We start from the raw sequence: 239 nt of genomic DNA on the forward strand, positions 1-239 counted from the left end.
TTGTATATCGCGCCGAAGGAAAACCATATTTTTGTGATTGGTGCGACCCAAATCGAAAGCGAAAGCCAAGCGCCGGCCAGCGTGCGTTCCGGTTTGGAACTTTTGTCTGCGTTGTATGCCGTGCATCCGGCATTTGGCGAGGCAAACCTTTTGGAACTGGTTACCGGCCTGCGCCCGACTTTAAACCACCACAACCCCGAAATCCGCTTCAACCGCGAACGCCGCCTGATTGAAGTCAA

1 pseudogene is annotated in these 239 nt (G+C 53.6%); it reads left to right on the plus strand.

Going from position 1 to position 239, the window contains the following annotated elements:
* Positions 1–239 (plus strand): annotated as a pseudogene (locus ACTHSP_RS24045) (FAD-dependent oxidoreductase); the annotation flags it as partial.

The organism is Neisseria sp. P0001.S005 (assembly GCF_051963715.1).